15 protein-coding genes are annotated in these 14,962 nt (G+C 69.5%); 8 read left to right on the top strand and 7 right to left on the bottom strand.

The features are described from left to right. Positions 1-330 precede the first annotated feature (330 nt). Together IMZ11_RS06295 and IMZ11_RS06290 are read left to right on the top strand one after the other, a co-directional pair. Entirely contained in the window at positions 331-1,194 is an 864-nt protein-coding gene (locus tag IMZ11_RS06295) for an LLM class F420-dependent oxidoreductase (RefSeq protein ID WP_228638407.1), read from the top strand. Between the two features lie 68 nt (positions 1,195-1,262). Further along, a complete protein-coding gene (locus IMZ11_RS06290; RefSeq protein ID WP_228638405.1) occupies positions 1,263-2,522 on the top strand; it encodes an amidohydrolase family protein in 1,260 nt (419 codons plus the stop codon). A gap of 54 nt (positions 2,523-2,576) precedes the next feature. Here IMZ11_RS06290 and IMZ11_RS06285 read toward each other — a convergent pair whose 3' ends face one another. After that, positions 2,577-3,356 carry an SDR family NAD(P)-dependent oxidoreductase gene (locus IMZ11_RS06285; RefSeq protein ID WP_228638403.1) on the bottom strand — a complete coding sequence of 260 codons (780 nt, stop codon included), beginning with the start codon at positions 3,354-3,356 and terminating at the stop codon, positions 2,577-2,579. A 135-nt stretch (positions 3,357-3,491) separates the two neighbouring features. Here IMZ11_RS06285 and IMZ11_RS06280 point away from each other — a divergent pair, with 135 nt between their 5' ends. Continuing rightward, positions 3,492-4,019 carry a MaoC family dehydratase N-terminal domain-containing protein gene (locus IMZ11_RS06280; protein ID WP_228638401.1) on the top strand — a complete coding sequence of 176 codons (528 nt, stop codon included), beginning with the start codon at positions 3,492-3,494 and terminating at the stop codon, positions 4,017-4,019. Between the two features lie 27 nt (positions 4,020-4,046). Continuing rightward, positions 4,047-4,493, top strand: a complete 447-nt coding sequence (locus IMZ11_RS06275; RefSeq protein ID WP_228638399.1) for a MaoC/PaaZ C-terminal domain-containing protein — start codon at positions 4,047-4,049, stop codon at positions 4,491-4,493. 230 nt (positions 4,494-4,723) lie between these two features. Here IMZ11_RS06275 and IMZ11_RS06270 read toward each other — a convergent pair whose 3' ends face one another. From IMZ11_RS06270 to IMZ11_RS06250, 5 genes are all read right to left on the bottom strand, one after another. Beyond that, positions 4,724-5,662, bottom strand: a complete 939-nt coding sequence (locus IMZ11_RS06270) for a VOC family protein (RefSeq protein ID WP_228638397.1) — start codon at positions 5,660-5,662, stop codon at positions 4,724-4,726. Positions 5,663-5,672: 10 nt separating this feature from the next. Then, the gene (locus tag IMZ11_RS06265; RefSeq protein WP_228638395.1) at positions 5,673-6,008 is read right to left on the bottom strand and encodes a hypothetical protein; all 336 of its coding nucleotides are present in this window, start codon (positions 6,006-6,008) and stop codon (positions 5,673-5,675) included. Between the two features lie 21 nt (positions 6,009-6,029). Next, positions 6,030-7,451, bottom strand: coding sequence for a carboxyl transferase domain-containing protein (locus IMZ11_RS06260; RefSeq protein WP_228638393.1), 1,422 nt, complete (start codon positions 7,449-7,451; stop codon positions 6,030-6,032). Next, positions 7,441-8,295: a 3-hydroxyacyl-CoA dehydrogenase family protein gene (locus tag IMZ11_RS06255; RefSeq protein WP_228638391.1), complete on the bottom strand. Its 855-nt coding sequence runs from the start codon at positions 8,293-8,295 to the stop codon at positions 7,441-7,443. The genes IMZ11_RS06260 and IMZ11_RS06255 overlap by 11 nt, the downstream gene beginning before the upstream one ends. Before the next feature lie 67 nt (positions 8,296-8,362). Beyond that, on the bottom strand, positions 8,363-9,532 hold the full coding sequence (locus IMZ11_RS06250) for a thiolase family protein (protein WP_228638388.1): 1,170 nt from the start codon (positions 9,530-9,532) through the stop codon (positions 8,363-8,365). A gap of 226 nt (positions 9,533-9,758) precedes the next feature. Here IMZ11_RS06250 and IMZ11_RS06245 point away from each other — a divergent pair, with 226 nt between their 5' ends. Continuing rightward, positions 9,759-10,784, top strand: a complete 1,026-nt coding sequence (locus IMZ11_RS06245; protein WP_228638387.1) for a LacI family DNA-binding transcriptional regulator — start codon at positions 9,759-9,761, stop codon at positions 10,782-10,784. Between the two features lie 154 nt (positions 10,785-10,938). Then, entirely contained in the window at positions 10,939-11,805 is an 867-nt protein-coding gene (locus IMZ11_RS06240) for an FAD-binding protein (RefSeq protein WP_228638384.1), read from the top strand. Between the two features lie 19 nt (positions 11,806-11,824). Here the strand turns inward: IMZ11_RS06240 and IMZ11_RS06235 are convergent, their stop codons facing one another. Further along, a complete protein-coding gene (locus IMZ11_RS06235; RefSeq protein ID WP_228638382.1) occupies positions 11,825-12,211 on the bottom strand; it encodes a helix-turn-helix transcriptional regulator in 387 nt (128 codons plus the stop codon). A 334-nt stretch (positions 12,212-12,545) separates the two neighbouring features. Between IMZ11_RS06235 and IMZ11_RS06230 the strand changes: the two genes are divergently transcribed. Both IMZ11_RS06230 and IMZ11_RS06225 read left to right on the top strand, forming a co-directional pair. Beyond that, a complete protein-coding gene (locus IMZ11_RS06230; RefSeq protein ID WP_228638380.1) occupies positions 12,546-13,673 on the top strand; it encodes an acyl-CoA dehydrogenase family protein in 1,128 nt (375 codons plus the stop codon). A gap of 22 nt (positions 13,674-13,695) precedes the next feature. Then, positions 13,696-14,934 (top strand): acyl-CoA dehydrogenase family protein, encoded by a 1,239-nt coding sequence (locus tag IMZ11_RS06225; RefSeq protein WP_228638378.1) that lies wholly within the window; start codon positions 13,696-13,698, stop codon positions 14,932-14,934. Positions 14,935-14,962: the final 28 nt, after the last annotated feature.

Below are 14,962 nucleotides of genomic sequence, written 5' to 3'. Positions count from 1 at the left end.
GGTGACTCCCGAGTGGGGGGTGGGCGAAGTGCGCGGGCCGGGTCGGGGGTGGATCGGTCTCGTCGCCTGGACCGGGGTCGCTCGCCGGGGAAGATAGTGGCGCACCACATATCGATAGAATTAAACGTACTAAACTGATCTCTCGCCTTCAAGGCCTCACGGGCGTCTCTCCTCAACCCATGGATCGGGTCTGGTCCGCGCCCGGTGCGGCCTGCCTCGAAAGCCTCCCGGTGGGGTGCCCGGGTATTGCGCCCGCTCGGCGTTCACGCAATGATGTATCGATAGGTTTCGAAGAATAGAAGTCTGAGTGAGGACGGTTCGGAGCGGCCGATGAGACTCGCACTGCACATCAACGACTACTCGGGCCTGGGCGCGCCGCGCGAGATGGCTTCGGCGTTGGCCCGGATCGCGAAGACGGCCGAGGACGTCGGGTTCGCCCGCCTCAGCCTGACCGATCATCTGTGGCAGATCAGCATGCTCGGCGAGGAGTACGAGCCGATGCTGGAGTCGTACACGACCCTGGGCTATCTGGCTGGGCAGACGCGGACGATCGAGTTGCAGACTCTCGTCACTGCGGCGCCCTATCGTCCCCCGGGGTTACTCGCCAAGATCGTGACGACGTTGGACGTGCTCTCCGAGGGTCGCGCCTGGCTCGGGATCGGCACCGGCTGGAACGAGGAGGAGGCGACCGGTCTCGGGCTGCCGTTCGGGTCGTCCGGCGAGCGTTTCGCGCACCTGGAGGAGGCCATCCAGATCTGCCGGCAGATGTGGAGCACGAGTCGCGAGTCCTTCGTGGGGGAGCACTACAAGCTGGCCAGCACGCTCAACTCGCCGCAGCCGGTGGCCCGGCCCCGGATCCTCATCGGCGGCGGCGGCGAGCGGGTGACGCTGCGGCTGGCCGCCCGCTACGCCGACGCGTTCAACGTGTACGGCGGCCCGGACGCCGGTCAGAAGGTGGAGCGGCTGCGCGAGCACTGCGAGAAGGTCGGCCGCGATGTGAACGAAATCGAGAAGACCGCCGTGCTCCCGCTCCCCGCGGACGGCGCCGACAGCGTGGAGCACCTCCTGGAGGAGCTGCGGCGGCTGCACGAACTGGGCTTCACCACGGTCTACAGCGCTGTTCCCGACGTCGGCACGATCACGCCGCTGGAGACGCTCGGCGCGAAGGTGATCCCCGAGATCTCCGAGTGGTGACCGGCCGGACCGGCCGACCATGACCTGATCAACAGGATTTTCGGAACCAGATTCAGACAGGAGACGGGATGAACGTCGAAGACATGATCTTGGTCAGCATCGACGACCACGTGGTCGAACCTCGCGAGATGTTCGATAACCACGTCCCGGAGAAGTACAAGGACCAGGCGCCGAAGTCCATCATGGACGAGAACGGCTACGAGAAGTGGTGGTTCCAGGGCATCCCCAGCGTCTCGAGCAGCCTCAACGCCGTCGTGGGCTGGCCGAACGAGGAGTGGGGGATGAACCCCTCCACCTTCTCCGAGATGCGGCCGGGCGCCTATGACATCCACCAGCGGGTGCGGGACATGAACCGCAACGGGATCCTCGCCTCGATGTGCTTCCCGTCGTTCGCCGGCTTCAGCGCGCGCTTCTTCCAGGAGGCCCAGGACAAGGATCTGGCGCTGATCATGCTGAAGGCGTACAACGACTGGCACATCGACGAGTGGGCGGCGACGTATCCCGGCCGTTTCATCCCCATCGCGCTCGGCCCGGTCTGGCACCCGGAGGAGCTCGCCAAGGAGGTCTACCGCGTCGCCGCGAAGGGCGTCCGCGCCATGACGATGCCCGAGCTGCCTCACCTGCAGGGGCTGCCCAGCTACCACGACCTCGAATACTGGGACCCGTTCTTCCGTGCGGTCTCCGAGACCCAGGTCGTCATGTGCCTGCACATCGGGCAGGGATTCGGGGCGATCAAGGGCGCGCCCGACGCCCCGATCGACAACCTGATCATCCTCGCGACCCAGGTGTCCACGTTCGCGGCCCAGGACCTGCTCTGGGGCGGCGCGATGCGCAAGTACCCCGACCTGAAGATCGCCTGGTCGGAGGCGGGTATCGGGTGGATCCCGTTCTACCTGGACCGCTGCGACCGGCACTACACCAACCAGCGCTGGCTCGGCCACGACTTCGGCGGCAAGCTGCCGAGTGAGATCTTCCGGGAGCACTCGCTGGCCTGCTATGTCACCGACCCCACGGCCCTCAAGGTCCGGCACGACATCGGCATGGAAATCATCGCGTGGGAGTGCGACTACCCGCACTCGGACTCGATCTGGCCGGAGGCCCCCGAGTTCGTGCTCAACGAGATGAACGGCGCGGGTGTGCCCGACCACGAGATCAACATGATCACGTGGGAGAACACCTGCCGCTTCTTCGGGTGGGACCCCTTCAAGCACATCCCGAAGGAGCAGGCGACGGTCGGCGCCCTGCGCGCGCTGTCGCCGGACGTCGACGCGACCATCCGGTCGAAGCACGAGTGGCGCCGGCTGTACGAGCTGGCCCACTCCTCCTGATCGCCCCGCCACGCGAATCGGCGCCCAGCCTTCGGGCTGGGCGCCGATTCGCGTTCAGAACGAGAAGGAGTAGCCGCCGTTGATCGGATAGGTCTGCCCGGTCACCCAACCGGCCTCCGGCCCGGAGAGGAAGGCCACCAGCGCGGCCACCTCGCCCGGTCGGCCGATGCGCCGGATGACGTACCGGCTGATCGACTGGGCCAGCCCGGGGTCCTTGAGGTATTCGTCGGACGGCTCCTCCGGTCCGACAGTTCCGAGCGACACGGAGTTGACGGTGACACCGTGGCGGCCGACCTCCCTGGCCACGGCCCGGCCGAACCCGGCTGCTCCCGCCTTGGCCGCCGAATAGGCCGCCATCGTCGGCTCCCCCACCCGGCCGGCGTCGGAGATGATGGTCACGACGCGCCCCCAGGACTTGTCGATCATGGCGGGCAGGAACGCCCGGACCGTGTGCATCACCCCGTACAGGTTGACGCGGAGGTAGCTCTCCCAGTCGGCCGGAGCCGTCTCGACGAAGGGCGCGAAATCCCCTCGCGTCAGCGACGTCACCCGGCCGGCGTTTCCTGCGTTGTTGACCAGGATGTCGACCGGGCCGGCCGCCTCGGCCGCCTGCCGCACCGCGGGCCAGTCCGTGACGTCGAAGACCGAGGGTACGGCGCGGCCGCCGGCTGCCGCGATCTCGGCGACGACGGCGCCGGCCCGGTCGTCGACGAGGTCGTTGACGACCACCTCGGCCCCCCTGCGCGCCAGCTCGTGCGCGATGGCACGTCCCACGCCCTGACCGGCGCCGGTCACCAGCGCGCGCCGGCCGGCATGCGTGTGCTCGTCCGTCATCCGGGGCTCCTTCACGTCCCTGGGAGGTAGCGGTCGATCCCGCATCCCCAATAATACGAAACTTCTATATATGTCTATCTATCATGTATCCTTCTTCATGAACAGTTGGTGCGGGAACCCGAAGGTGGCAGGCACATGAGCGGACTCGGTCTCATCCGGCCAGATATGTTGGAGATCGTCGGCCGGCCCTACGCGCGTCAGATCTCCTATCCGATCAGCGCGTCCGACATCCGCAAGTGGTCGCTGGCGGTGTACTTCCCGGAGGCGCCGCCTGCGCCGTACACCGACCCCTGCGCCGCCGGCGAAGGCCGCCTCGTCGCTCCGCTCGACTTCAATCCGTTCGCCTGGGGAGCCGCTGAGAAGGCGCCGACGGGATGCGAGATCGCTCCCGACCCCGTCTACCGGAGCTCGGGTGCCATGGAGCACCACCTCGGCATCGCACCGCCGGATCTCCGCCGGGCGCTCAACGGCGGGGTGTCGGCCACGTACACCGGCGCGCCCATGCGGCCCGGCGACGTCATCACCGCGGAATCCGCCATCGCCGGCTACTCCGAACGGGAAGGACGGCTGGGCGCCATGTTGCTGACCGACGTCGCCACGACCTGGACCAACCAGAACGGCGAGGAGATCAAGACCTACCGCATGACGCTCATCCGCTACTGACCCCGACGACCGACCAGGAGGAACCCGATGACCGATCTCGCCGCAGACCTGCCCGGCACGCGGACGCCGGAGTTCGACGTGGGCGCCGCCGTCCCGCCGTTCGTCCGGCCGGCCGGGCTGGAGGCGTGGAACCGCTACGCCGCCGTGAACGACGAGTTCGTCCCCATCCACATGGACGACGAGGCCGGGAAGGCCGCGGGCTATCCCGGCGCCTTCGGCATGGGCAACCTGCTCTGGGCGTGGCTGCACTGCGCGATGGAAAGCTGGCTCGGCGACCGGGGCCGCGTCGAGCATCTGGAGTGCCGCTTCCGAGCTCCGGCGCTCAAGGGCGACGAGGTCACCTGCGGTGGCGTCATCACCGGCCGGAAGGCCCGGGAGGACGGCAAGACGGTGCTGGAGCTGGACCTCTGGGCGGACAGGCAGTCGGGGGACCGCCTCGTCACGGCGAAGGCCCAGGTCGTCCTCCGGGGATGAGCCGCCTGGACGTCCTCCGGAGACGGTGATCCGGTCCGGCTCGCGCCCACTGATGACAGCCGGACGCCAAGCCGGCAGGGCGTGCTCCCGAGAGACGCGCCTTTCGCGACGCGGCTCTGCCTGCCGCGGGTTCGGCAGACCGGATACGTCGGATCCCACACGGTGACAGCCCGATGGGCGGGCTCTTCCCCATCAGGAGGAGCCCGCCCACCGGACGTTCGGACGGCGTGTCAGTCGTCGGCGAAGGGGTCGCCCTCGATGGTCTCGGCGCTGAAGAAGATGGGCGCCCCGAAGGTGTCCTCGACGTCGGTGACGATCAGTTGCTCGCTGATCCGCGTCGTCCGGACGTTGTTCTTGTTCAGCCAGATCTCGGCCGAGTCGAGGTCGGCGACCTTGAAGCGGAGGCTGTAGATCATGTTGCCCCACTTCTCGACGTGCCGGCCGAGGTCGGATTCGGCGTCCAGCGGCTCGGCGAGCTGGAGGAGGCAATCGCCGAGCTGCAGGATCGCGGATTTCGCCCGCAGGTCGCCGTCCGTACCGATCTTGATCGGCACCGCCTGCATGGTGTCGACGTAGATCTTGATGGCCGCTTCCAGGTCGCGGACGCCCAGGGTCACGTGGGAGAAGCGCTTGATGGTGAGCGGGTGGGACCGCCACAGGCGCACCAGCGACGACCACGTCTCCTGGTCACGCGGATCGTCCGGCATGTCCAGCTTGCACAGCTCCACCATCAGGCCGGCGGTGTCGCGCGGACTCGGGAAGAAGTACGGCGTGTCCGGGTCGAGCTTGTCGATCTTTCCGCCGCCGGGCTTGCCGATGTAGACCCCCCGCTCGAGCAGCCGGTCGGCCAGCCCGACGAGGTCGTCCACCTTGTACCCCACCGAGTGCAGGTGGCGTCCGTACTTCGTGTAGAACTTGCCGACGGGAAGCTGGGGATTGGCCGGCATCTTCGGTGCCATGACCTCCACGCACAGGTCGCCGACCATCAGCAGGGCCGCGTAGCGGTCTTCCCAGGGGAGGTAGTTCGGCTCGTCGCCGCCCATGTACACGAAGCCGCCCAGGACGTCCTCGTAGAACCGGCGCAGTTCCTCCACGTCGTCGCACATGTGGACGACGTGGATCATCTGCCCGATGCCGTGATCTCCAGTTACCTTTACCTGCTTCTTCACCAGACTCTCCTCACAGAGCGCCGGAATCGCGGATGTACCACTGGATGACCGGGGGATCGGTCACCAGGTCCATGGAGGAGGACGGCTCCAGCTCACCGGCCTTGGCCGCCTCCGCGAGGCTCGCCGACGCGTCGGCCACGTCGACCTCCCCGAGGTCGTAGAAGGTGAGGAACCGGGGCTGCCGCTCCGGGTCGGCCGGATCCACGAGGCGGTAGCGGACCACCTCCTCGATCGAGGGGATCGCCGCCCGCACCTGGGGAATGTGGACGTTCTCGTACCACTCCACGAACTCGGCGGTGCGGTGGGGCACCGGGCTGGCCCAGGCCAGTAGTGCAGCTCTGCTCACTTTCACTCTCCTTTGAGGGAATCACTGATTCGCGACCGCGGCGGCCGTCGCCAGATGTGGACGGCTGTCCTTCGTCCCCGCCCGCGCCTGGGTCAGCGCCTCCGTCACCGCGGCCCGGACCGATGCCACGTCCTCCGGGAGCACGCGGTCCACGACGCGGAGGCGCAGCAGCTCATCGGGGGTCAGCCGGAGCGATCGCGTGAGCTCGGGGACCCGGGCCGGATCGCGGTAGAGGATCGCGGCCCCCGCCTCGGGGCCGATCACGGAGAACACCGCGCCGTCCAGGACGAACAGCTGGTCGGTGTGCGCCAGCGCCACGGCGCCGCCGCTGCCGCCTTCTCCGACGACCACGCTGACGCTGGGCGACGCCAGTTCGGCAAGGGCGAGCAGGGTCCGCGCGATCTCACCCGCGAGGCCACCCGCCTCCGACTCCGGGCTCGGCTCGGCCCCGGGCGTGTCGACGAGGGTGAGCACCGGAAGCCCCAGCCGGTCGGCGAGCCGGACGGCCCGCTGCGCCAGGCGATAGGCGCCGGGACCCGGCGCCCCCGGCCGGAACGCCCCGGCGAACCGGTCCATCGCGACGACGACGACCCGGCGGCCGTCGACGGCCGCCAGTCCGGCCCGCACGGCCGGGTCGGAGCCGCCGATCTCCACCCACTCATCGGTAAGCCACGCCGCCCACTCCAGGCCGGAAGGCCGCCCGCTTCCGCGGGCGCGCAGCAGGTGCTCGTACGGATCCTCCGGCCGGGCGGTGGTGTCGGGCCCGTGTGGGCGCCCCGGAGGCGGCACGAGGGGACCGGCGGTGACCGCGCCCACGGCCGCGGCCAGCCAGTCCCAGCAACGCGAGGGGTCGACGATCGCGTCGATCAACCCGTGCCGGAGTGCCGACTCCGCGGTGTGCGAGGTCGGCGGCGGGTAGGCGCCGGTGACCTCGGCGACGACTCTGGGGCCGCCGAAGCCGATGGTCGCCTCCGGCTCGGCGGCGCGCAGGTCGGCCACGGAGACGAAGGAGGCGAACACTCCGCCGGTCGCCGGCGACCGCAGGTACGCGGCCGACCGCAACCCCGCGGCCGCGTGCCGCGCCGCGGCCGACACCGTGCGGGGCATCTGCAGGAGGGAGAGCATTCCCTCCTGCAGCCGTGCGCCTCCGGTTGAGATCGTCTCCACCACGGGCACGCCCATCTGGGTGGCGCGGTCGAAGGCGCGGACGATGCGTTCGCCGGCGACGGCGCCCATCGTCCCGCCCACACGGCGGAAGTCACAGTCGATCCATACGGCGGGTCGCCCGCCGAGCTCGACGAGTGCCGTCCGGACCGACTCCTCGGAAGACGCCGGGGCGGTGTATCCGGGGAAGTCCAGCGGGTCGGTCGAGCGGAGCGCGTCGTCCCACGCCGCGACGACACTGGCGGCGGCCTGCGCCGGCGCGAGCGGCTCAGCCGTCATAGGTGTAGAAGCCCCGTCCGGTCTTACGCCCCAGCCAGCCCAGCCGGACGTACTGCTTGAGCAGCGGCGGCGGGAAGTACCTCGGGTCCTTGTACTCCTCGTACATGGACGCGGCCATGTCGTGGACGATGTCCAGGCCGATCAGGTCGCTGAGCCGGAACGGCCCCATCTTGTGGTTGAACCCCGACGTGATCACGGAGTCGATCGACTCCTTGTCCGCCACGCCGCGTTCGAAGGCGCGGATCGCGTCGAGCAGGTACGGCACGATGAGGAGATTGCCGACGAACCCGGGCACGTCGTTGACGACGACGGGCGATTTGCCGAGCCTTCTCGTCAGCTCCGTCACCGCGTCGATGCACCCCTGCTCGGTGACAGGAGTCTTGATCACCTCGACCAGGCGCATCGCCGGCACCGGGTTGAAGAAGTGCAACCCGATGACCTGCTCGCGCCGCGACGTCGCCGCGGCGAGGATGACCAGCGGGATGGTCGAGGTGTTCGACGCGATGAGCGTCTCCGGGCCGACCAGCCGGTCGATCTCCCCGAGCAGCCGCTTCTTGAGCTCGACGTCCTCGTACACGGCCTCCACGACGAGGTCCGCCTGTTTGATCTCCGTCAGGTCGGTCGTCAGCGTGTAGGAGTTCCGCGCCTGCTCGGCCCGCTCCGGGCTGATCTTTCCCCGGCTGAGGCCGGCCTCGAGACCGGCGTCGACGCGCCGGTGGGCGGCGTCGATCCCGGACTCGCTCGCCTCGACACCGATGGCCTCGAGGCCGTTCTGCGCGGCGAGTTGGACGATTCCGGCGCCCATGGTCCCGCAGCCGACGACGGCGATCTTCTTGATGGTCATGTTGAGACTCCTCTGGAGGGGCGGCGGAAGAAGAGCGATGCGGCGAACGGCGGCCGGGATCGACTCCCTAGGAGACCTCGATGAGAACGGCTCCGCCCTGCCCGCCGCCGGCGCACATGGTGGCCAGGCCGATCCCGCCGCCGCGGCGGCGCAACTCATGGGCGAGCGTCGTCACCATGCGAGCTCCGGACGCGGCGACCGGATGGCCGAGGCTGCACCCGCTGCCGTAGATGTTGACCCGCTCCTCGTCGAGATTCAGCACCTGGCAGGCGGCCACCGGAACCGAGGCGAACGCCTCGTTGATCTCCCAGAGGTCGACGTCGGCCGTCGTCAGCCCGGCCCGCTTCAGGACCTTGACCGCGGCGTCGACCGCGCCGACGCCGGTGTACTTCGGTTCGACGCCGGCCGCGGCCCAGGCGCGTACGGTGGCGAGCGCCTCGAGGCCTTCCGCGCGAGCCAGATCGTCCGCGACCACGGCGAGCGCGGCCGCGGCGTCGTTGGAGCCGCTGGCGTTGCCCGCGGTGATCGAGAACCCCTCGATCTCCGGGTGGAGCGGCGGCAGCGACGTCAGCTTCTCCATCGAGGTCGTGGGCCGCGGGTGCTCGTCCACGGCGAACTCGATCACGGAACCGTCCCGCCGGGTCACCTCGATCGGCGCGATCTCGTCGGCGAACACGCCCGCCTCGGTCGCGGCGACCGCGCGCCGGTGTGAGCGCAGCGCCCACGCGTCCATCCGCTCGCGCGTGATCCCGTACTTCTGGGCGACGTTCCAGCCGACGCTCAGGGTCACGTCGTCGGTGGCGTCTTCTGTGTAGGGGAACGTGGGGGCGTTTCGCCGCTCGGTGTCGTCGCTCAGCGGGATCCGCCAGGTGAGGGACGGAGTGGTGGAGGACGACTGCACGCCGCCGGCCACGATGGCGCGGTCCATGCCCGCCCGGATGCTCGCGGCGGCCATTCCGACGGTGGCGAGGCTGCTGGCGCAGTGCCGGTTCACCGCCACGCCGGGCACCTGGGTCATGCCCACGGCGACCGCGGCGTGCCGGGCCAGATCACCGCCGCCGTACATCACCTCCCCGAAGATCACATCGTCGAACCGTTCGGGCGCCAGGCCGGAACGGCGAACGGCCTCCCGGAGGATGTGAGCCGCCAGCGCTTCGGCGGGGGTTTCGGTGAGGGTGCCCTTGCGGGCGGTCCCGATGGGGGTTCGGACCGCGCTGACGATGACGGCTTCGGGCACAGGACCACCTCACTGTCTCAAGGAACGGGGTCGCCGGGCGCGGAGCCAGTCGGGCGACTGTTAGACGATATCGAATACTTCTAAATTCGTAAATGAATCGAACTGAACCTGCTCCGGCCTGCTTCGGCCTGCTCCGGGCGGAGGCGTGCGGACCAGCCGCTCTGCCGTACCGTGAGCAGCAAGCCCTACTCGGGGGGCGCCTCTTCGACCTCTTGGGAGAGACGACGTGTCCAGGCGACCGGTGGACAAGAGCCCGGCCACATCTCGGGGCTCGCGTCCGGCGACCAGCGGTGACGTCGCCCGGCTCGCCGGAGTCTCCCGGGCCACGGTGAGCCACGTCCTCAACGATCAGGTCGAGCGGTTCAGCGCCGAGACGGTCGAGCGGGTGCGCAGCGCCGCGGCCGAGCTCGGTTACGTCCGCTCGGCGGCCGGCCGCGCACTGGTCATGGGACGCAGTGACTTCATCGTCCTGGTCATGCCCTACGCGACCGTGACCAGGCTTCAGGACGTCGTCGAGGTCATCTCGGCCGACGTCGAGGAACTCGGCTTCACCGTGGTCGTGCACTTCAGCGGCGCGCAGGGGAAGAACGAGAAGTCCAAGCGGTTGCGGCACATGATCGAGACGTTGCGTCCCGCCGGGCTCATCGACCTGGGCGGCCTGACGCCGCAGGACCTCGAGTTCGTGGAACGGGTCGGCTGCCCCCTCTTCCCCGGGGAGGGGACTCCCCAGGTCAACGATTGGATCGGGGCCCTGCAGGCCCGCCACCTGCATGATCGTGGCTACAGGGAGCTCGCCTACGCGTTCCTCATCGACATGCGTGAGGACCCGTACGGGCAGGAGCGCGCGGACGCCGTCGCCGAGTTCTGCGCGGCTGAGGGGCTGGCCCCGCCCTCCTACATCCATGTGCCCGTCGACCGCGAAGGCGCGCAGCTGGCCCTCGAGCAACTGCTCGCGCTGCGCGGCCGGCCGGTGGGGGTCGCCTGCTACAACGACGAGGTGGCCCTCGCCCTGGTGTTCGCCGCGAAGAGGCTCGGACTGAGGGTGCCGGACGACGTCGCGGTGGTCGGCGTCGAGCGCATGGCGGTCGGGCAGCTGGTCTCGCCCCGGGTGACGACCGTTTCTCCCGACGTATCAGCGGTCCTGGGGCACATCCGGGAATCGCTGGCGCATGCCTACGGCGGTCGGGCGCCTGCCGGCAGGCGCCCGACCACGCACGAGGCGTTCACGATCCTCCTCGGCGAGACGACATAGCCCGATCGGGGTCGTAGGCACGCGGCGCGTGCGGGCGTTAACGGGGGCGTAACACCGTTGACACGTGTCACCTGCCTTCGTAGTGTGGGCCGCGCCGACGAGGACCTTCAGGGGAATGCTCGCCTGGGGGATGTGCTGGCGAGGAGGCTGGCCGATGTCGCTGGACGAACACGTCGATGTGGTGGTCGTCGGATTCGGTGTCTCCGGGGCCGCGGCGGCCCTGGCGGCGGCTGAGGCCGATGCGCGCGTGCTGGTCCTGGATCAGCGCGTCCCGGTGGAGGGCAGGCGTGTCGCGTCCGGTGCCGACCGGTCCCGAGACGAGCTGAGAGCCGGCTTACGGGCGGCCGCGCGCGCCGCCGGGGTGGAAGTGCGAGCACAGTCCCGTGTGCACGAACTCGTGATGGACGCCGGGCAGGTGTGCGGTGTCGGATACGCGACGCTCCCCGCCGGGGGAGCGGCCGCCGCGAGACACCGGTGGCTGCAGAGGGTGGGTGATCGGGTGCCGGCGTTCGCCGCGCCCGTCCTCGCCCGAGCCGCCGAGACGGTGTGGCGGGCGGGCTTCCGGGTCGGCGAAATCAGCTGTTCCTCGGTCGTTCTCGCGCTGCACCCGCGCCATTGGGAGTTCGTCGGGCCCGCCATGTGGGCCGCGGCACGCGTGGGGTCCGGCGCCGGGGTTTCGATGGAGGCGGCCCGGCGCCGTCGGGCGGACACGGTCCCCTCGACGGCCGTCTGTGTGTGGTCGACACCTGAACTGACCGTCCGCACCTGGTGCGCACTGCGCGAACCGGCCTCTTCGGCGGCCGTACAGCAGGCGGAACTGCACGTTGACGAGATGACCGGGGCTGTCCTCGTCAGCGAAGGCCGGCCCGTGCCTGGCCTCTACTCGGCCATCCGGACGCGCCACACCGGTCCCAGCGACCAGCGGACCTGCGCCGAAGTGATCGTCGGCAGGCGTGCCGGGCTCGGCGCCGTCGGCACGCGGGCGCGGCACGCCTGGACCGGGCTCCGTTTCGCCGTGTGACGGGGAAGACCGGCTGGACCTACCAGGTCAGGAGAGGGGCGTCATTGTCACTCGATGTCTCGGCGTGCGAGGGCCGCCGCGGCTGCCGGGCTTCGTCCTCGGCGGTGCTCCCGACCTCAGGGCGGTCCCCGGGCGCCAGAGTCCACAGCTCGTCGATCACTTCACGCACGACATCTCGGCGCAGTGTGTAGAAGTAGTTGCGGCCCCGCTTGCGCACCTCGATCACTCCGGCCTGCGTGAGGATCTTGGTGTGGTAGGAGATGGTGGGCTTGGAAACGGGCAGCATGTCCTCCAGGATGCTGCAGGCGAACTCCTCCTCCTGAGCCACCTGCTGGACGATGCTCCACCGGATCGGGTCGCACAACGCCTTGAAGACTTCTGTCACGGCGACGGGCTCGCGGGACATGGTCCTACTCCTCTCCTGCCATCCAGCACGCTTTCAGTATTCGCCAAACATGAATCTAGCCCAAACGTACCCGCATGGGCTGATCCGTGCCCACGTGAGACGGCACACAGGCGTCGGCGCCGCGCTTTTCGGCGTCCGGGCCGCCTGCCCGGACGGCGGCATCGCGAAAACAAAACTTCGATACATTGACAACTGTTCTTCAGTGCTGTTCAGTGAGATGCGCCCCGAGTGCCGGCCGGACCCGGCCGTGACTCCGTGACCACGCGACTTCGCACGCCTTGAGGCCCGGCGTCACCCGGCCGGCATTTCCCCTGACATGTGAGAGGAAGTCTCGATGGAGCTGGAACTCTCGTCGGACCAAAAGATCTTCCAGGCATCGGCCAGAAGACTCCTCGAGAAGGAGTATCCCCTGGACCGCATCCGCGGGATGGCGGACGGCGAGCCTCGTTGGAGCCGGGACTGGTGGCAGAAGGGCGCCGAACTGGGCTGGACCGCGACCATCGTGCCGGAGGACCTCGGCGGTGGAAGCGTCTCGGGCGAGGGTGTGCGCGATCTGAGCCTTCTCGCCGAGGAACTGGGCGCGGGTGTGGCCCCGGGGCCCCTGCTGCCGGTCAACGTCGTCCTCGCGGGCCTGGTCGAGGCGCAGGGCATCGGCCCCGACCACAGCGCCGAGATCGAGTCGCTCGTCGCGGGGGAGAGCATCGCGAGCTGGGCGGTCTATGAGCCCGGCGTCGTGTGGTCGCCGCTGGAGCCCCGTCTCACGGCGACTCCGGCGGACGGCGGTTTCGTCCTCAACGGGGCCAAGGACCGCGTCGAGGACGCCGAGCAGGCGGATCTCCTCCTGGTCACGGCCATGACCCCCGACGGGGTCGCGCAGTTCCTGGTTCCCACCTCGGCCGAGGGCGTCTCGGTCTCCCCGCAGTGGTCCCTGGACCTGTCCCGGTCGTTCGGCGAGGTCAGCTTCGACGACGTCCGGGTCGGGGCCGACGCGCTGGTGGGCGCGCCGGGAGCGGTCGAGGTCATCGAGCGGCAGCTCCAGATCGCCGTCGTCATCCAGTGCTCGGAGCTCTGTGCCGCTCTGGACCGGGCGTTCGCCCTCACGGTGCAGTGGGCCTTCGACCGATACTCCTTCGGCCGGCCGCTGGCGTCCTACCAGGCGCTCAAGCACCGGTTCGCCGACATGCGCACCTGGCTGGAGGCCTGTCACGCCACGACCCAGGCGGCCGCGGAAGCCGTACAGAACAGATCGGCGGACGCCGCAGAACTCGTCAGCGTGGCCAAGTCGTACGTGGGGGAGCGGTCCCTCCCGATGCTCCAGGACTGCGTGCAACTGCACGGCGGCATCGGCGTGACCTGGGAGCACGACCTTCACCTGTACCTGCGGCGCGTCACCCTCGACCAGGCCCTGTACGGGACGCCGGAGGACCACTTCCTCCGCCTTGCCGACCTCGCCTCCCTCTGAGATCCCGAAGGACTGATCCGCGATGACAGCGATTGAGAGCGTCGAGTCTTTCCGCAGCCGGGCCCGGGCGTGGCTGGCCGGCAACATGCCGCGCCTGGCGGACGCCGCGCCGCCGTCTACGGAGGGGGATGAGGACGAACAGCGGTGGCAGCGCGCCCGCGAGCTGCAGAAGAAGCTGTACGCCGGCGGCTTCGCGGGCATCTGCTTCCCGGCGGAGTACGGCGGGCTCGGCCTGACCCCGGCTCATCAGCAGGTCTTCAACGAGGAGAGCGACGGCTACGAGCTGCCGGTGGTGCTGAACATCCCCTCGTTCAGCATCTGCGCGGCGACGCTGCTCGACATGGGCTCGGAGGAGCAGAAGCGCGAGCGGATCGGAGCGGCGATCCGGGGGGAGGAGGTGATGTGCCAGCTCCTGTCGGAGCCCAGCGGCGGATCGGACCTGGCCGGTGTGACCACCCGGGCGGAGCGTGACGGGGACAACTGGATCCTCAACGGCGCGAAGTGCTGGAGCTCCTCCGCCTACGCCGCCGACTGGGGGCTGTGCCTGGCCCGGACCAACTGGGACGTGCCCAAGCACCAGGGACTGACGATGTTCCTCGTCCCGACGAAGGCTCCGGGCGTCAAGATGAACCGCGTCCGCATGTCGGACGGCTCCGCGGAGTTCTGCGAAGAGTTCTTCGACGACGTGGTGCTTCCCTCGTCGGCGGTGGTGGGCGAGGTCGACGACGGATGGTCCGTCGCCTCCCGGCAGCTTTTCCACGAGCGCAACTCCATGGGCGGCGGCTCTCCCTACATCAGCGGCGGGAGGTACGCGCCGGCCACCCGCCAGATGACCCCGCTCGACATCGCGCGAGCCTCGGACCGCGCGGGCGACCCGCGGGTCCGCGAGATGATCGGCAGGTTCCTGGCGATGGAGAAGGTGTCCGAGCAGACGGTCGGCCGGGTCTCGCGCGCGATGGCCACGGGCGCACTTCCGCCGACGGCCGCGTCCATTCTGCGGCTGCTGCACGCCGAGTCCAACGAGATGGCCGCCGACATCGCCGTCAAGATCGCCGGATCGGGCGCGGCGACCGGCGCCGGCGCGGACCAGGGGATCGGCGGCCAGGCGGGCCTCCGCTTCCTGGTACGCCAGGGCGGAAGCCTCGGCGGTGGCAGCACCGAGATGGCGCGGAACGTCATCAGCGAGCGGGTGCTGGGGATGCCCAGGGAACTCGCCCTGGACCGGGACGTTCCTTTCAAGCAGGTCAAGCGCGGCCGCTGATCGAGCCACGACGAAACAGGTGGTGGAA

Origin of the sequence: Microtetraspora sp. AC03309 (genome assembly GCF_020826795.1) — a bacterium.
Taxonomy (GTDB): Bacteria; Actinomycetota; Actinomycetes; order Streptosporangiales; family Streptosporangiaceae; genus Microtetraspora; species Microtetraspora glauca.
Note: the sequence above shows the minus strand (reverse complement) of the source record. Positions and strands in the feature narration are given on the sequence as shown.